The organism is Streptomyces sp. NPDC046977 (assembly GCF_040644455.1).
In the GTDB taxonomy this organism is placed as follows: domain Bacteria; phylum Actinomycetota; class Actinomycetes; order Streptomycetales; family Streptomycetaceae; genus Actinacidiphila.
This window is the reverse complement of record NZ_JBEYWO010000027.1, coordinates 1-15,449: the sequence shown is the minus strand read 5'-3', so window position 1 is coordinate 15,449 and position 15,449 is coordinate 1. Positions and strand designations below refer to the sequence as shown.

The 15,449-nt window shown below is 74.2% G+C and carries 12 protein-coding genes; 9 read left to right on the top strand and 3 right to left on the bottom strand.

Annotated elements, in window-relative coordinates:
* The first annotated feature begins 143 nt into the window (after positions 1-143).
* From ABZ883_RS32240 to ABZ883_RS32220, 5 genes are all read left to right on the top strand, one after another.
* Entirely contained in the window at positions 144-1,019 is an 876-nt protein-coding gene (locus ABZ883_RS32240; protein WP_360912482.1) for a DNA-formamidopyrimidine glycosylase family protein, read from the top strand.
* 141 nt (positions 1,020-1,160) lie between these two features.
* Positions 1,161-1,772, top strand: a complete 612-nt coding sequence (locus ABZ883_RS32235) for an NAD(P)H-binding protein (RefSeq protein WP_360912480.1) — start codon at positions 1,161-1,163, stop codon at positions 1,770-1,772.
* 117 nt (positions 1,773-1,889) lie between these two features.
* Positions 1,890-2,426 carry a DoxX family protein gene (locus tag ABZ883_RS32230; RefSeq protein ID WP_360912478.1) on the top strand — a complete coding sequence of 179 codons (537 nt, stop codon included), beginning with the start codon at positions 1,890-1,892 and terminating at the stop codon, positions 2,424-2,426.
* Between the two features lie 66 nt (positions 2,427-2,492).
* Entirely contained in the window at positions 2,493-3,686 is a 1,194-nt protein-coding gene (locus ABZ883_RS32225) for a lactate 2-monooxygenase (protein WP_360912476.1), read from the top strand.
* 52 nt (positions 3,687-3,738) lie between these two features.
* On the top strand, positions 3,739-4,230 hold the full coding sequence (locus ABZ883_RS32220) for a hypothetical protein (RefSeq protein WP_360912474.1): 492 nt from the start codon (positions 3,739-3,741) through the stop codon (positions 4,228-4,230).
* Between the two features lie 295 nt (positions 4,231-4,525).
* On the opposite strand, the gene ABZ883_RS32215 is transcribed toward ABZ883_RS32220, so the two are convergent.
* A complete protein-coding gene (locus ABZ883_RS32215; RefSeq protein ID WP_360912473.1) occupies positions 4,526-6,442 on the bottom strand; it encodes a PAS domain S-box protein in 1,917 nt (638 codons plus the stop codon).
* Between the two features lie 310 nt (positions 6,443-6,752).
* On the opposite strand from ABZ883_RS32215, the gene ABZ883_RS32210 reads away from it, so the two are divergent.
* Complete coding sequence (locus ABZ883_RS32210) at positions 6,753-9,113, top strand: phosphoketolase family protein (RefSeq protein ID WP_360912471.1); 2,361 nt, start codon at positions 6,753-6,755, stop codon at positions 9,111-9,113.
* 262 nt (positions 9,114-9,375) lie between these two features.
* Here ABZ883_RS32210 and ABZ883_RS32205 read toward each other — a convergent pair whose 3' ends face one another.
* Complete coding sequence (locus tag ABZ883_RS32205) at positions 9,376-10,227, bottom strand: DMT family transporter (RefSeq protein WP_360912469.1); 852 nt, start codon at positions 10,225-10,227, stop codon at positions 9,376-9,378.
* Between the two features lie 410 nt (positions 10,228-10,637).
* On the opposite strand from ABZ883_RS32205, the gene ABZ883_RS32200 reads away from it, so the two are divergent.
* A complete protein-coding gene (locus tag ABZ883_RS32200) occupies positions 10,638-11,108 on the top strand; it encodes an SAM-dependent methyltransferase (RefSeq protein ID WP_360912467.1) in 471 nt (156 codons plus the stop codon).
* Here the strand turns inward: ABZ883_RS32200 and ABZ883_RS32195 are convergent.
* Positions 11,084-12,070 (bottom strand): hypothetical protein, encoded by a 987-nt coding sequence (locus tag ABZ883_RS32195; protein WP_360912465.1) that lies wholly within the window; start codon positions 12,068-12,070, stop codon positions 11,084-11,086. The genes ABZ883_RS32200 and ABZ883_RS32195 overlap by 25 nt on opposite strands.
* Positions 12,071-12,499: 429 nt before the next feature.
* On the opposite strand from ABZ883_RS32195, the gene ABZ883_RS32190 reads away from it, so the two are divergent.
* Positions 12,500-13,852, top strand: a complete 1,353-nt coding sequence (locus tag ABZ883_RS32190) for a 6-phospho-beta-glucosidase (RefSeq protein ID WP_360912463.1) — start codon at positions 12,500-12,502, stop codon at positions 13,850-13,852.
* Positions 13,853-14,005: 153 nt separating this feature from the next.
* On the top strand, positions 14,006-15,313 hold the full coding sequence (locus tag ABZ883_RS32185; RefSeq protein WP_360912461.1) for a glycoside hydrolase family 18 protein: 1,308 nt from the start codon (positions 14,006-14,008) through the stop codon (positions 15,311-15,313).
* The last annotated feature ends 136 nt before the right edge of the window (positions 15,314-15,449 follow it).

Genomic DNA, 15,449 nt, shown 5'->3' with positions numbered 1-15,449 from the left:
TACAAGACCCCTCGCTGTCCAGTTGTTCCGATCATCCAACTCTGTGTTCACCTCCCGGTATTGGGTGGTAAACCGGACAGAGCGGGGCGGATGCGGGGCGCATGCCGGTCGCATGCATCCACCGGTCGCGGCACACTGGTCGCATGCCGGAACTGCCGGAAGTGGAGGCCCTGGCCGGATACCTCACCGGCCGGATGACCGGGCACGCCGTCGGCCGGGTCATGCCGGTCGCGGTCAGCGTCCTCAAGACGTACGACCCGCCGCTGGACGCCCTCGTGGGACGCACCGTCACCGCGGTCGGCAGGCGCGGGAAGTTCCTCGTGTGGACCACCGAAGACGGCGACGGGCCGTACCTCGCCGTCCACCTGGCCCGCGGCGGCTGGCTGCGCTGGAAGGACGACCTGCCCGCGCTCCCGCCGCGCCCCGGCAAGGGACCGCTCGCCCTGCGACTGCTCCTCGCCGAGCCCGAGGGCGCCGGCTTCGACCTCACCGAGGCCGGGACCCAGAAGCGCCTGGCCGTCCACTGCGTCCGCGACCCGCAGGACGTCCCCGGCATCGCCCGGCTCGGCCCCGACCCCCTCGACGCCGCCTTCACCCGGGACGCCTTCGCCGCGCTGCTCGAAGGCGAGCGCCGCCGTATCAAGGGCGTCCTGCGGGACCAGGGCGTCATCGCCGGGGTCGGCAACGCCTACTCCGACGAAGTGCTGCACGCGGCGAAGATGTCGCCCTACGCGCTCGCCGCCAACCTCTCCGAGGAGGACGTGAGCCGTTTGTACCAAGCTCTGCGCACCACTTTGGAGGATGCCGTCGAACGCTCCCGCGGCCTGGCCGCCGGAGAACTGAAAGGCGAGAAGAAGACCGGCCTGCGCGTCCACGGCCGCACCGGGGAGCCCTGTCCCGTCTGCGGCGACACCATCCGCGAGGTCTCCTTCAGCGACTCCTCCCTGCAGTACTGCCCCACCTGCCAGACCGGCGGCAAGCCGCTCGCGGACCGCCGGATGTCGCGTCTGCTGAAGTAGCCGCGGTCCGCGCGCTGGCCGAGGATGGCGGTGACCGGACGACACCGAGAGAGGCCGCCATGTCCCACGCCGCCGGCGACCGGGCCCACGACGGGCCGGGCGCGTCCCGCCCCGCGCACGCGCCGCGGGAGCGCCGCTGACATGCGCCTCGCCGTCTTCGGAGCCACCGGCCACCTCGGGCGCCGGCTTGTCCCCCTCGCACTGGCCGCCGGCCACGAGGTCACCGTCCTCGTCCGGAACCCCGTCGGCCTGACCGGACGCGAGGGCCTGCGCATCCTTCCCGGCGACGTGCGCGACCCCCGCGACGTCGACCGGGTCGTCGAGGGCGCCGACGCGGTGCTCAGCGCCCTCGGGACGCGGCCGCCGCGCGGCGGCACCATCTGCGCCGAGGCCATGCGGCGGATCCTCCCCGCGATGCGCGGCCACGGTGTCCGGCGGCTGGTCGTCGTCGGCGCGTACGGCACGGGCCGGAGCCACCGCGGCGCCTACCGCGCCGTGATGTCCCTCGCGCTCCCCGCGATCATGCGGGACAAGGACGAGCAGGACGCCCTCGTCCGCGCCGAGGGCGACCTCTGGACGATCGTGCAGCCCGCGGTCCTCACCGCGGGCCGCTACTCCGGCGTCTACCGGACCGGGACCGACCTGCGGCTCGGACTCGCCTCCCGGGTCAGCCGCGCCGACGTCGCCGACTTCATGCTCCGCGCGGCCGGCTCCGAGGAGTGCGTGCGCCGGGCCGTGGCCATCACGTCCTGACGGCCGGCGACGTCCGGACGGCCCAGCGCGGACGGCGCCGCGCCCCGCGCCCCCCGAGACTGGGAAGGAGCCATGCTCCGGCCCGCCGGGGCGCGCCCCCGCGAACAGGAGCCGGCCATGCCGCTGAACCACCGCAAGGACCTCGCACTGCTCGCGCTGCGCATGGGACTCGGCGGAGTGCTCGTCGCCCACGGCACGCAGAAGCTCTTCGGCTGGTTCGGCGGCCAAGGCCTGGAGGGCGCCACGGGATTCATGGAGTCGATGGGCTTCGAACCGGGCAGGGCCAGCGCCCTCGCCTCGGGGCTCGGCGAGGCGGGCGGCGGCACCCTGCTCGCCCTGGGCCTCGCCACCCCGGCCGCCGGGGCGGCCGCGGCCGGGGCGATGGCGGGGGCCGTCTCCGTCCATGTGCCCGCCGGGTTCTTCTCCGCCTCCGGAGGCTTCGAGTACCCGTGCTTCCTGGGCTTCACCGCCGCATGCATCGGCGTCGCCGGCCCCGGGCGCTGGTCCCTCGACCACGCCACCGGACATGTCCTCGACCGCCCGTGGACGCTGGCCGTCGCCTTCCTCGGCAGCGCGGTCGCCGCCGCGACGGTCATCACCCGCCGCAATTGCGTCGTCCGCGCCCGGATGGCCCGCGAACTGCCCGAGGCCTGACGGGACGGTGGACGCCGCGGCCCGGCCCTGACACAGTCCTCACCCGGACGAGAGACGGGACCGCGCATGGCCGACCGGGCGGACTACCAGTACGAGATCTACCTCAACGGGATGGCGGGCCTGCGGCCGTCGCTGCCCACGGACCTGACGCGGCTGGAGGAACTGGCCGCGCAGCGGCTCGGTGCCGAGGCCTTCGGCTACGTCGCGGGCAGTGCCGGCAGCGGACGCACCGCGCGCGCCAACCGCGAGGCGCTGGACCGGGCCCGGATCGTCCCGCGCATGCTGCGCGACGTCACCGGGCGCGATCTGACGACCGAGGTCCTGGGCCGCCGGATACCGGCGCCGCTCGCCCTCGCCCCCGTCGGCGTGCTCTCCATCGTCCACCCCGACGCCGAACCCGCTGCCGCACGGGCCGCGGCAGCCCAGGGCGTGCCCTTCGTGGCCTCGTCGGCGTCGAGCACGCCCATGGAGCAGGTGGCCGAGGCGATGGGCGACGGGGAACGCTGGTTCCAGCTGTACTGGGCCAAGGACCGCGAGGTGACGGCCAGTTTCCTGCGGCGGGCCCGAGCGGCGGGCTACACGGCCCTGTTCGTCACCCTCGACACCCCGCTGCTGGCCTGGCGGCCGCGCGACCTCGACCAGGCGTACCTGCCGTTCCTCCAGGGCATCGGCACCGCCAACTACTTCACCGACCCCGCGTTCCGCGCGGGCCTCGCCAAACCGGTGGAGGAGGACCCCAATGCCGCGGTGCTGCACTTCGTCGGCATGTTCGCCGACCCCGCAAAGAGCTGGCCCGACCTGGCGTTCCTGCGCGAGCACTGGGCGGGTCCCATCGTCCTCAAGGGGATCCAGCACCCCGACGACGCGCGCATGGCCGCCGATGCCGGCATGGACGGAGTCGTCGTCTCCAACCACGGCGGCCGCCAGGTCAACGGCGCGATCGGCGCGGCCGACGCCCTGCCCGCCGTCGTCCGGGCCGTCGGCGACCGCCTCGACGTCCTCTTCGACAGCGGCGTCCGCACCGGCGACGACGTCTTCAAGGCCCTCGCCCTCGGCGCCCGCGCCGTCCTGCTCGGCCGCCCCTACGCGTACGGGCTCGGCCTCGGCGGCCAGAGCGGCGTCGAGCACGTCATCCGCTGCCTCCTCGCGGAGTTCGACCTCACCCTCGCGCTGTCCGGGCACCGCACCCCGGCCGACCTCGGGCCCGAGGCGCTGTCGGCAGGGGACGCGGCGTGGGAGACCGCGGGGCCGATGGGCTGAAGATCGCGGGTGCCGGCGGCGGACGGGGCCGTCGAGCGGGTAGACCGGTGGCGTGCCGGAGGACGTGGAGGCCGCCACCGAGCGGCTCAAGGAGCGGATCTACGCCGCCATCACCATGATCTCCGTCGTCGTCGGCCTCTCCGCGAGCGACGAGGTCGACGCGGCGGGCGCCGCGGCCACGGTCGCCACGGCCGCGCTCGGCGTGTGGCTGGCCGCGGTGGTCGCCGACCAGCAGGCACACCACACCGTGACCGGCCGCCTGGCCACGGGGCGCGAGCTGCGCCGACTGCTGCACGTCAGCAGCCCGCTGCTGCTCGCCGCGGTGGGACCGCTCGTCCTCGTCGGGGTGGCCGCGCTCGGGCTCATGGCGCTGACGACCGCGCTGCTGACCTCGGCCGCCGTCGACATCGCCGCACTTTTCGGCTGGGGCTGCCTCGGCGGCCTGCGCATGGGCGGCGGACTGCCGACCGCGCTGATCGCGGGCGTGGTGGACGCGGGGATCGGTGTGGCCGTCGCGACGGTGAAGGTGCTGGCGGGCCACTGAGGCGGCTTCGCCGCGTGGGCCGCCTGGGCCGCCTGGGCTGTGTGGGGTGCGGTCGTGTGTTGCGTGCCGGTGTGTGGGGGCTGGTCGCGCAGTTCCTCGCGCCCCTTGGGGGGGGTGGGCGTTGTGTGTTCGGTGCGGGTGTGTGGGGGTTGGGCGCGCAGTTCCTCGCGCCCCTTGGGGGGGTGGGCGTTGTGTGTTCGGTGCGGGTGTGTGGGGGCTGGGCGCGCAGTTCCTCGCGCCCCTTCGGGGCGGTGGGGCTGGTTGCGCGGTTCCTCGCGCTCCTTCGGGGCGCGGGTCAGGGGTGGAGGTGGAGGGTGAACCAGACGGTTTTGCCGTCGCTGGAGGGGCGGGTGCCCCAGCCGGCGGCGAGGGCTTCGACCAGAAGGAGGCCGCGGCCGGACTCGTCGGCGAGGTCGGCGGGGCGGCGCTGCGGGATGTGCGTGCTGTGGTCGGAGACCTCGACCGTGACGTCCAGCGCCGTGCGGTGCAGGCGCAGGCGCAGGGGGCCCTGGGCGTGGCGCACGGCGTTGGTCAGGACCTCAGAGGTGAGCAGGCACGCCGCGTCCGACACGTGGCCGCACTCCCAGGCGTGCAGGGCCTCGTGGACGAAGCGCCGTCCGTCGGCGACGGCCGACGGCACCGCGTCGACCTCCGTCGCGGTGGCCGCGAGCGGGGCCTCGGGCAGCCGGGCCAGCAGCAGGGTGACGTCGTCGGCGTGTCCGTCCGCGTCGGGCCGCAGCGCGGCCAGCACCAGGTCGGCGGCCTCCTCCAGCCCGGCCGAGCGCGCGAAGGCGTTGCTCAACTCGGCGCTGAGGCAGGCAAGTTGCTCGTCGATGTCGGAACGCGGGGTCTCCACCAGGCCGTCCGTGTACAACACCAGCGTGGAACCGGCCGCCACCGGAACGCAGACCTGCTGGTGCGGCACGTCGCCGACACCGAGCGGCACACTGATCGGCGCGGGCAGCTGCCGTACGGGCGCCTCCGGTCCGGGGCCGACCAGCAGCACCGGGAGGTGCCCCGCCGAGCACACCGTGACCTCGCCCGCGTCCGGGTCGACGACCAGGTAGCAGCACGTGACGAACTGGTCGGGCAGGTCGTGGACGAAGGCGTCCAGCGCCTGGACCAGCTGGCGCGGCGGGATGCCGGTCTTGGCGAGGGCCCGTGCCGCCGAGCGCAACTGGCCCATCACGGCGGCGGCTTCCAGCCCACGCCCCATCACGTCGCCGATGAGCACACCGACCTGGCCGCCGCCGAGCGGGATCAGGTCGAACCAGTCGCCGCCGACGCCCGCGCCCTGGGTCGCGGGGAAGTAGCGGCTGGCCGTGTGCATGCCGGGGGGCTCGGTGGGCGAGCCCATGAGGCTGCGCTGGAGCGTCAGCGCGATGTGCTGCTGCTGCCGGTACAGCTCAGTCAGCTCCTCCTCCGCGCGCCGCAGGTCGGCGATGTCGCGGACGATGGAGCAGGCGCCGACGATGGCGCCGTCCCGGTCCCGGATCGGCCAGAGGGTGACGTCGACGTCGAGCATCCGGCCGGAGCTGGTGACCCGCAGCGTCTCGAAGTGCTCGATCCGCTCGCCCCGCGCCAGGCGGCCGAGCAGGGTGGCGATCTCCTCCTTGAGCTCCACCGGGGCGAGCATGGACACGTGCTGCCCGATCGCCTCGTCCGCCGCGTAGCCGTACAGGCGGTGCGCCGCCGCGTTCCAGTAGGTGATCCGGCCGTCGAGGGTCTTGGCCAGGATCGCGTCTTGGGAGGACTCGACCAGGACGGCCAGTTCGTTGATGCGCTCCTCGGCCGCCTTGCGCTCGCTGACGTCGCGCACCGCCGCCGAGATGAGCAGGCCGTCGGCCGTCTGCAGCGGGCTCAGGCTGATTTCGACGGGGAACTCGCGGCCGTCCTTGCGCAGTCCGTACAGGTCGAGTCCGGCGCCCATGGGCCGCACCTGCTGGTTGCCCGCGTAGCCGTGGCGGTACGCCGGATGGTGGCCGCGGAAGCGCCGCGGGACCAGCACCTCCACCGGGCGGCCCAGCAGCTCGTCGCGGGTGTGCCCGAACAGCGACTCCGTCTGGGCGTTGACCAGCCGTATCGTGCCCGTGTCGTCCACGATGACCATGGCGTCGGGGGCGGACTCCAGCAGGGCCCGGAACATCTCCTCTGCGGCGCTGTCGCCCTCGGCGGGGCGAACGGCCGCCCGCTGGTCCCCGGTCGTGTGCATCGTGCTCTCCCCTGTCCCTCGCGCGGTCCGTACAGGGCCGTTGCCGGGACGTTAGGGCCTGTCGGCGGGCGGCTGCCGGTGATGAGCCGAATGCGGTCCTGTTCGCACGGAACTGCTCAATCGGCGGTCTCCGATGTCGTTCCGGCAGCCGGTCGCCACCGGATCACCCGCCGCGCCCGGACGCGGGGGCGGCTTCCGGACGACTCGCCGCCGCGACCGTGTCGTACCGGCGCGCGGGACCGGCGGGGGCCGAGGGTGGACGAGGACATCCCGGCCACCCCCCACACCCCCGATCCCTCGGAGGACCGCCATGCGCGACGAGGAGCTGCGGGCGCTGGACGCCCACTGGCGCGCCGCGAACTACCTGGCCGTCGGCCAGATCTACCTGATGGCCAATCCACTGCTCACCGAACCGCTGCGCCCCGAGCACGTCAAGCCCCGGCTGCTCGGCCACTGGGGCACCTCACCCGGCCTGAACCTGGTGCACACCCACCTCAACCGCGTCATCGCCGCCCGCGGCCTGCACGCGCTGTGCGTCTGGGGCCCCGGCCACGGGGGTCCCGCGGTGCTCGCGAACTCCTGGCTGGAGGGCAGCTACACCGAGACCTACCCGGACGTCACCCGGGACGCCGCCGGCATGGCCCGGCTGTTCCGGCAGTTCTCCTTCCCCGGCGGTGTGCCCAGCCACGTGGCCCCCGAGACCCCCGGCTCGATCCACGAGGGCGGCGAACTCGGCTACTCCCTCTCCCACGCGTACGGCGCGGCCTTCGACCACCCGGACCTGCTGGTCGCCTGCGTCATCGGCGACGGCGAGGCGGAGACCGGCCCGCTGGCAGCGTCGTGGCACTCCAACACGTTCCTCGACCCCGTCCACGACGGCGCCGTCCTGCCGATCCTCCAGCTGAACGGCTGGAAGATCGCCAACCCGGCCGTCCTCGCCCGGCTGCCGGAGACCGAGCTCGACGAACTGCTGCGGGGCTACGGCCACGACCCGCTCCACGTCACCGGCGACGACCCCCTGTCCGTGCACGCCGCGATGGCCGACGCCATGGACACCGCTCTGGACCGCATCGCCCGCATCCAGCGCGCCGCCCGCGACGGCGAGGACGGCACGGAAGGGCGCCCGCGCTGGCCGGTGATCGTGCTGCGCACCCCCAAGGGGTGGACCGGCCCGGCCGAGGTCGACGGCGTGCCGGTGGAGAACACCTGGCGCGCCCACCAGGTGCCGCTGCCCGGCGTCCGCGACAACCCCGCCCACCTGGCCCAACTGGAGGCGTGGCTGCGGTCGTACCGTCCGGAGGAGCTCTTCGACGAGCAGGGCCGGCCGCGCGCCCAGGTGCTCGCCTGCGTGCCCGCGGGCGACCACCGGCTGGGCGCGACCCCGTACGCCAACGGCGGACTGCTCCTGCGCGACCTGCCGCTCCCCCCGCTGGAGCGCTTCGCCGCCGAGGTCGGCGAACCCGGTGCCTCCCTGCACGAGCCGACCCGGGTCCTCGGCGGGCTGCTGGAGCAGCTGATGGAGGCCACCGCCGAGCGCCGCGACTTCCGCCTCGTCGGACCCGACGAGACCGCGTCCAACCGCCTGGACGCGGTGTACGGGGCGACGGGCAAGGCATGGCAGGCGCGGGCACTGCCCGTGGACGAGCACCTGGACCGGCACGGCCGCGTCATGGAGATCCTGTCCGAGCACACCTGCCAGGGCTGGCTGGAGGGCTACCTCCTCACCGGGCGGCACGGGCTGTTCTCCTGCTACGAGGCGTTCGCCCACATCGTCGACTCCATGGTCAACCAGCACATCAAGTGGCTGCGGACCACCCGCGCGCTGCCCTGGCGGCGCCCCGTCGCGTCCCTGAACTACCTGCTCACCTCGCACGTGTGGCGCCAGGACCACAACGGCTTCTCGCACCAGGACCCGGGCTTCATCGACCACGTCCTGAACAAGGCGCCCGAGGTCGTGCGGGTCTACCTGCCTCCGGACGCCAACACCCTGCTGGCGGTGACCGAGCGCTTCCTGAGCAGCCGCGACCACGTCAATGTGGTGGTCGCCGGGAAACAGCCCTGCTTCGACTGGCTGGACCTGGAGGCCGCCCGCGCCCACACGGCGCGCGGCGCGGGCGTATGGGCGTGGGCCGGCACCGAGGACGGCACCCGCGAACCGGACGTCGTCCTGGCCTGCGCCGGCGACGTGCCCACCCTGGAGGTGATGGCCGCCGCCACGCTGCTGCGCAGGCACCTGCCGGAACTCGCCGTGCGCGTCGTCAACATCGTCGACCTGGCCCGGCTGCTGCCCGGGGACGAGCACCCGCACGGCATGGCCGACCCGGAGTACGACGCCCTGTTCACCCGCGACAAGCCGGTGATCCTCGCCTACCACGGCTACCCGTGGCTCATCCACCGTCTGGCGTACCGCCGGACCGGCCACGACAACCTGCACGTACGCGGCTACAAGGAGATCGGCACCACCACGACCCCCTTCGACATGGTGGTCCGCAACGACCTCGACCGCTACCGCCTCGTCATGGACGTCATCGACCGCGTCCCCGGCCTCGCGGTGCGGGCCGCCGCCGTCCGGCAGCAGATGGAGGACGTACGGCTGCGGCACCACGCGTGGATCCGCGAGCACGGCGTCGACCTCCCGGAGGTCACGGACTGGACCTGGCCGGGCCACTGACCGTGCGCCTTCCCGCGAAGCGGGCCATTTGGGCGGCGTTGAGCGCGACACCGGCCCGCTGGGCCGCGAGGAGCGTGCGGGGGAGCGGCGTCGACCTTGCCGGGGTGCCGACGTCCCGGAGGTCCATTCCGCCTCCCTGAAGCTGGCCATGCGCCGCGCCGGGCGCGACACCGGCCTGCGGAGGCGGGTTCGGGCAGGCGGGGCGGGGAGGGGCGGGGCGGGGCGTGTTCCGTCCGCCCGAAATGGGCCCGTCACCGGCCTTTCAGGTAGGCGGGGCCGTCTGCTCCGCCTCTCCGAAGCGGGTGAGGGCCAGGGCGCCCGTGATGGACAGGGCGAAGCCCAGGACCGCCAGCGGTGCGCGGTCGTGGCGGGTGGTGTCGCCCAGCCAGACGACGCCGAAGACCGCCGGCCACAGTGACTCGGTGATCACCATGGCCGCGGTGGCGGCGGTCACCGAACCCGACTGCAGGGCGTCGACCAGGAAGACGAAGCCGGTGACACCGGCCACGGCCACCGCGTACGCGGCCGGGTCGGTGAGGAGTTCGCGCGGTGTGAAGCCGACCAGCATCCGCACGGCCACCGCCACCACGCCGAAGCTGAGCCCGGCGACCGCGCCGAGGACGGCCGCGCGGTTGCGGGGCGCGGCACGCTCCGTGACCCGGCCGGCGACGGCCAGCGCCAGGGCCACCACGAGGACCGCGAGCCGCAGCCGTTCGGTGCCCTCGCCGTGGCCGTCGCGTCCCGCGGAGACCGCCAGGACGACCAGACCGAGGCACACGGCCGCGACCGCGGCCCACTCCTGGCGCCGCAACCGCACGCCCAGCAGGAGGGCCGCGGCGACCGCCGTCACGGCCAGGGAGGACGCGAGCGCCGCCTCCACCACGAACAGCGGCACCGACCGCAGCGCCACCAACTCCGCGGCGAAGCCCGCCATGTCGAGTGCGACACCGGCCACGAACGGCCATCGCCGCAGAGCCGCCACGAGCGTGCGGGCGCCCGATCCCGCGGCGCCGGGCGTCGCGGCCACGGCCCGCCGCGCGCCCATGGCCTGCAGGACCGTCGCCGTTCCCATGAACACCGCGGCGCACAGCGCGAAGACGATTCCCGGTCCCATGCCCGGACCGTAACCGCCCGGGGTGCCCGCGCCCGGGCACCGCCACGCGTCATCCGGCACCGGACTGCGCGCCCACCCCGGCCGACCGCACCGCCGGCCAGGTCTGCCTGCCGGGCGGTTCCCCGCAGCGCCCGCGCGCCGCCCACGCGGGCGCTGCCACCCGTTCGCCGCACGGGCTGTCCCGCGCCTACCCGGCCCGGGCCCGGTGATGCCTGCGCGTGCGCGGTGGCGCCGTCATCTCCGCGTCGCTGAGCATCGTCGGTGACGTGGGCACCCTGAACAGGACCGTGGACCTCGTGCGCCCGCGCCGTTGCCGTCTCGGCAGCCAGAGGTGCGGGCAGTACGGGAGACTGACACCCGCAGGGCCGCGTTCCCGTCGGATCCGGCCTGACCAACCAGGGGGAGACGACGTGTTACAGCTGGAGCCGATCGGTCGCGTGGTGGCCGGCCGTACCGAGGTCACTGACGACTACTGGGGCGGCGTGCAGTCCGTCATCCGCCTCGACGACCGGTTCCCCCCGGAGACGGTGCAGGGCATCGACGAGTTCTCCCACCTGGTCGTCATGTGGGCGTTCCACCTGGCGTCGCCGGACGACGTGGCGCTGCACGCGCGCAGCCCCCGCAACAACCCGGCCTGGCCGGCCACGGGAACATTCGTCCACCGCAATCACCGCCGTCCCAATCAGATCGCCACGAGCTTCCCGCGGTTGGTCAAGGTCGACGGGCTCGACCTCCACGTGACCGACCTCGACGCGGTCGTGGGCACCCCGGTCCTGGACCTGGCCCCGTACTTCCGGGACATGGGCCCACAGGGGCCCGTGCGCGAGCCGTCGTGGCCCGGGGAGATGCTGGGCGACTACTGGGCAGCGCCACGTCCCTGAGGACGGCCCCTGGCCGCGCGCTGGGCGGCGCCGCCCCGGGCGACGGTGTACAGGTCGGTGGGGACCGGCCAGCCCTTCTGGCCGACGTGCTCGCCGTTGAGGTTCCGGGCCCACTTGCTGTAGTCGGTCTCCAGGCCGTTCCCGGTGATGCGGATACCGGGCGGCACCATCCGCGAGGCGCCTGACGCCGGTTCGGCCACGGTGTGCCGCAGTGTGACGAACAGCGCTTGGTTCGCGGGGTGGTCCGGCCCCGCGTCCAGGTGCTGGGCGACGACCTGCCGGCGCACCGGCAGCCACAGGCGGAGCGCGGACCGCGCGGAGCGGGGGAGCGTGAACTCCTGCTCCGTCGCGGCGGTTCGGCCGGGCAGGTTCACCGTCAGCCGGATGCGGGACTCCCCGTCGGCCAGATCGGTGGTGTCGGCGGCGACCAGGCCCTCACGGGGGACACCGGTGGCCCAAAGGATCTCCAGCACGGCGAGCATCCGCAGCCGGTACGGCTCGCGCCGGGCGGACACCGGGGTGCTGAGGGCCCGGCGCAGCACCACGTGCCCGGTGAAGTCCATCGGCTCCTTGGTGTGCTTGGACCACGGGCGCATGCCGCGGGCCTCCCACCAGAACGAGGGGCGCCCGGCGGCGCGGTTGAGGTCCGCGATGCCGTCCATGATGTCGCGCCGACTGGCGGCGGTGAGCTCCTTGCCGACGTCGACGCCCCGGGTGCGGTAGAGGCCGGCCGCGATCCGGCCGAGGACGGTGTCCGGTCGGTCGGGATGGCCGAGGACGTCGTCGGCGAACAGGGTGTCCAGGCTGCGGAGCGCCTGCGGGGGGACGTCGGTGGCCGCACGTTCCAGCACGCTGGTGGCCTTCCGCAGCCGCTCCGCCCGGGACCGGGACGTGGCGATTCCCGGGTCCCCGAGGGCGCGTTCGAGGACGGAGCGGAGCTGGCGGATGGCGGGCGCGTCCATGGGAGCAGGGTAGGGGCGCGAACACCCGTCGGGGCCGGGCAGGTCCCCGCCTCCGGTCTGTGTTCCGTCTTCCAGGCGGCGTGTCGCCGTCGAGGCGGACCGGTGTTCCCCGAGGCCGGGCCGGGACCCTCTGGATCATGGCGGTGGGCTGTGCGCTGCGTCTGAAGTAATGCGAGGGTCGAGAACGCCTGGCCGGCTCCGCCCTCGCGCGCGGCGCCCGTCGTCGTCGCACCGTCCGGGCGCTCAAAAACAGCCGGCTGCCCGGTCTGGCTTCCGGGATCCTGCCCGCCCGCCCAGCAGGGCTGCCCGCCCGTCACCTCGCGCGGCAGCGCTTCCGCGTTCCGCGGACCGCCCCCCGGTAGGGTCGGGCCGGTCGACGCGAGGGCCCGGACCTCGTCCGCGGGGGCGAGGGGTGGAGGATGCCGAGGTATGAAGCTCACGATTCTCGGCGGCGGCGGGTTCCGCGTTCCGCTGGTCCACCGGGCCCTGCTGCGGGACCGCGCTGAGGGCCGGGTCACGCACGTCACGCTGCACGACCTCGACGCGGAGCGTCTCGACGCCGTGGTGCGGGTGCTGCGCGAGATGGCCGAGGCCGAGGCCCCCGGAGGCGGCGGGCCCGTCCTCACCGTGACCACCGATCTGGACGAGGCCCTCAAAGGGGCCGATTTCGTCTTCTCCGCCATCCGCGTCGGGGGACTGGCCGGCCGTGTCGTGGACGAGCGTGTCGCGCTGGACGAAGGGGTGCTCGGGCAGGAGACCGTGGGCGCCGGCGGCATCGCCTACGGGCTGCGCACGATCCCCGTCGCGGTCGACATCGCCCGCCGCGTCGCGCGGCTCGCGCCCGACGCCTGGGTCATCAACTTCACCAATCCGGCGGGCATGGTCACCGAGGCGATGGCGCATCACCTGGGTGATCGCGTCATCGGCATCTGCGACTCCCCGGTGGGTCTCGGCCGGCGCGTCATCCACGCGCTCGGGGTCGATCCGGCGCGGGCGCGGCTGGAGTACGCGGGGCTGAACCACCTGGGGTGGCTGAGCGCCGTCCGGGTCGACGGTGTCGACGTGCTGCCCCGCCTGCTCGCCGACGACGCGGCGGTCGCGTCCTTCGAGGAGGGGCGGCTCTTCGGGGCGGACTGGCTGCGCGCGCTCGGCGCGGTCCCCAACGAGTACCTGCACTACTACTACTTCGAGCGGGAGGCCGTCGCCGCCGCCCGCGCCGCGGAGCGGACCCGCGGGGCCTTCCTCCTGGACCAGCAGCGGAGCTTCTACGACCGTATGCGGGAGCCCGGCACGCCGCCCTTCGCGACCTGGGACGCGACCCGCCTGGAACGCGAGGCCACTTACGGGGCGGATGTCCGCGAGGCGGCGGGCGCGGGTGAACGGGACGCCGCCGACCTGGAGTCGGGCGGGTACGAGCACGTGGCGCTCGCCCTGATGCGGGCCATCGCGCGGGACGAGCGCACGACGCTGATCCTGAACGTCCGCAGTCGCGGCGTCCTGGAGCCGCTGGACGCCGAGGCGGTCGTCGAGGTGCCGTGCTTCGTGGACGCCAACGGTGCCCGGCCGATCGCGGGCGATCCGCTGCCGGGTCACGCGGTGGGCCTGGTGACCGCCGTCAAGTCCGTGGAGCGGGACGTGATCCTGGCCGCGGCCACCGGGGACCGCTCCGCGGCGCTGCGGGCCTTCGCCCTGCATCCGCTCGTCGATTCGGTCGCCGTCGCGCGGCGTCTGCTGCGGGGTTACCTGGACCGGGCGCCGGGGCTGGGCCATCTGCGGGGCTGACGGCCCGTCGGGCGGTGACGGGGAGGGCTGACGCCCGGTCACGGAGGGCTGGATTCCGTAATGGTGCAGACCATTGACCCCATTGGTCTAGTCCTCCTAGGGTGGCCCCGCACTCCCGCGCGTCTCCACCCGTCTCCGACCCGAGGTAACCGCATGCCCAGACAGCAGGGATCACGCGTCCGCAGAACCCTCGTCGGCCTCGTCGCCGCAGGCACCGCGCTGCCCACGGCGGGCCTGGTCACCGGCCCCGCCGCGGCCCAGCCCGCGACCGCCGGCGTGGCCTCCCACGGATCCGCACACGCACAGGGCCAGGGCCAGGGGCACGGCCACCACGACAGCCACAGCCGGTCCAAAGTCGTCGGGTACTTCATCGACTGGGGCGTCTACGCCCGCAATTACCACGTCAAGGACATCGCGACCTCCGGCTCCGCGGACCGACTGACCCACATCAACTACGCCTTCGGCAATGTGACGGACGGCAAGTGCGCCGTCGGCGACTCCTGGGCGGACTACGAGCAGCCCTACGACGCGGCGGGCAGCGTCGACGGTGTCGCCGACAGCACCACCGAGGGCACGCTGCACGGCAACTTCGGCCAGCTGCGGAAGCTGAAGAAGCAGTACCCGGACCTCAAGATCCTCTGGTCGTTCGGCGGCTTCAGCTGGTCCGGCGGATTCGGCCAGGCCGCGGCCGACCCCAAGGCCTTCGCCGACTCCTGCTACCGGCTCGTCGAGGACCCGCGCTGGGCCGATGTCTTCGACGGCATCGACATCGACTGGGAGTACCCGGGCGCCTGCGGCATGACCTGCGACACCAGCGCCCGTTCCGCGTACCCGCGCCTGATGCGCGCGCTCCGCGAGCGCTTCGGCCACAAGGACCTGCTGACCGCGGCCGTCACCGCCGACGCCTCGCCGGGCGGCAAGCTGGAGGCGGCCGACTACGGGGGCGCGGCGAAGTACGTCGACTGGTACAACCCGATGACGTACGACTACTTCGGCACCTGGTCGGCCACCGGCCCGACCGCCCCGCACTCGCCGCTGACCGCCTACCGCGGCATCCCGGAGCGGACCTTCAATGCCGTGGTGACCGTGGACAAGCTCCGCCGGCTGGGCGTCCCGGCCCGCAAGCTGCTCCTTGGTGTCGGCTTCTACGGCCGCGGCTGGACCGGGGTGACGCAGTCGGCGCCCGGCGGCAGCGCCACCGGCCCGGCGCCGGGCTTGTGGGAGGACGGCAGCGAGGACTACAAGGTGCTCAAGACGCGCTGCCCGGCCACCGGCACGGTCGCGGGCACGGCGTACGCCCGCTGCGGGGACGAGTGGTGGAGCTACGACACGCCGAGCACCCTGCGCGGCAAGGCCGCCTGGGCCAAGGACCAGGGGCTCGGCGGTGCCTTCTTCTGGGAGCTGAGCGGGGACACCCCCGACGGTGAGCTGATCACGGCTCTGGGGCGCGGGCTGCGCTGACCGGCGCCGCGTACCCCGCGCACACGCCGAGGGGCCCGGCCGCGGGGCCGGGCCCGCCCCGCGCGGGGTGGAGGAGCCGGAGGCGCCCCACTCCGGGGTGCCGGAGCAGCCCCGGGCGGCCCCGCCGGCACCAAAT

What these genes read in the sequence shown, in the direction of transcription:
- ABZ883_RS32195 (WP_360912465.1), bottom strand. Translation starts at nt 12,070, where the DNA reads ATGGACGCGCCCGCCATCCGCCAGCTCCGCTCCGTCCTCGAACGCGCC.
- ABZ883_RS32210 (WP_360912471.1), top strand. Translation starts at nt 6,753, where the DNA reads ATGCGCGACGAGGAGCTGCGGGCGCTGGACGCCCACTGGCGCGCCGCG.
- ABZ883_RS32215 (WP_360912473.1), bottom strand. Translation starts at nt 6,442, where the DNA reads ATGCACACGACCGGGGACCAGCGGGCGGCCGTTCGCCCCGCCGAGGGC.
- ABZ883_RS32185 (WP_360912461.1), top strand. Translation starts at nt 14,006, where the DNA reads ATGCCCAGACAGCAGGGATCACGCGTCCGCAGAACCCTCGTCGGCCTC.
- ABZ883_RS32205 (WP_360912469.1), bottom strand. Translation starts at nt 10,227, where the DNA reads ATGGGACCGGGAATCGTCTTCGCGCTGTGCGCCGCGGTGTTCATGGGA.
- ABZ883_RS32230 (WP_360912478.1), top strand. Translation starts at nt 1,890, where the DNA reads ATGCCGCTGAACCACCGCAAGGACCTCGCACTGCTCGCGCTGCGCATG.
- ABZ883_RS32235 (WP_360912480.1), top strand. Translation starts at nt 1,161, where the DNA reads ATGCGCCTCGCCGTCTTCGGAGCCACCGGCCACCTCGGGCGCCGGCTT.
- ABZ883_RS32240 (WP_360912482.1), top strand. Translation starts at nt 144, where the DNA reads ATGCCGGAACTGCCGGAAGTGGAGGCCCTGGCCGGATACCTCACCGGC.
- ABZ883_RS32190 (WP_360912463.1), top strand. Translation starts at nt 12,500, where the DNA reads ATGAAGCTCACGATTCTCGGCGGCGGCGGGTTCCGCGTTCCGCTGGTC.
- ABZ883_RS32225 (WP_360912476.1), top strand. Translation starts at nt 2,493, where the DNA reads ATGGCCGACCGGGCGGACTACCAGTACGAGATCTACCTCAACGGGATG.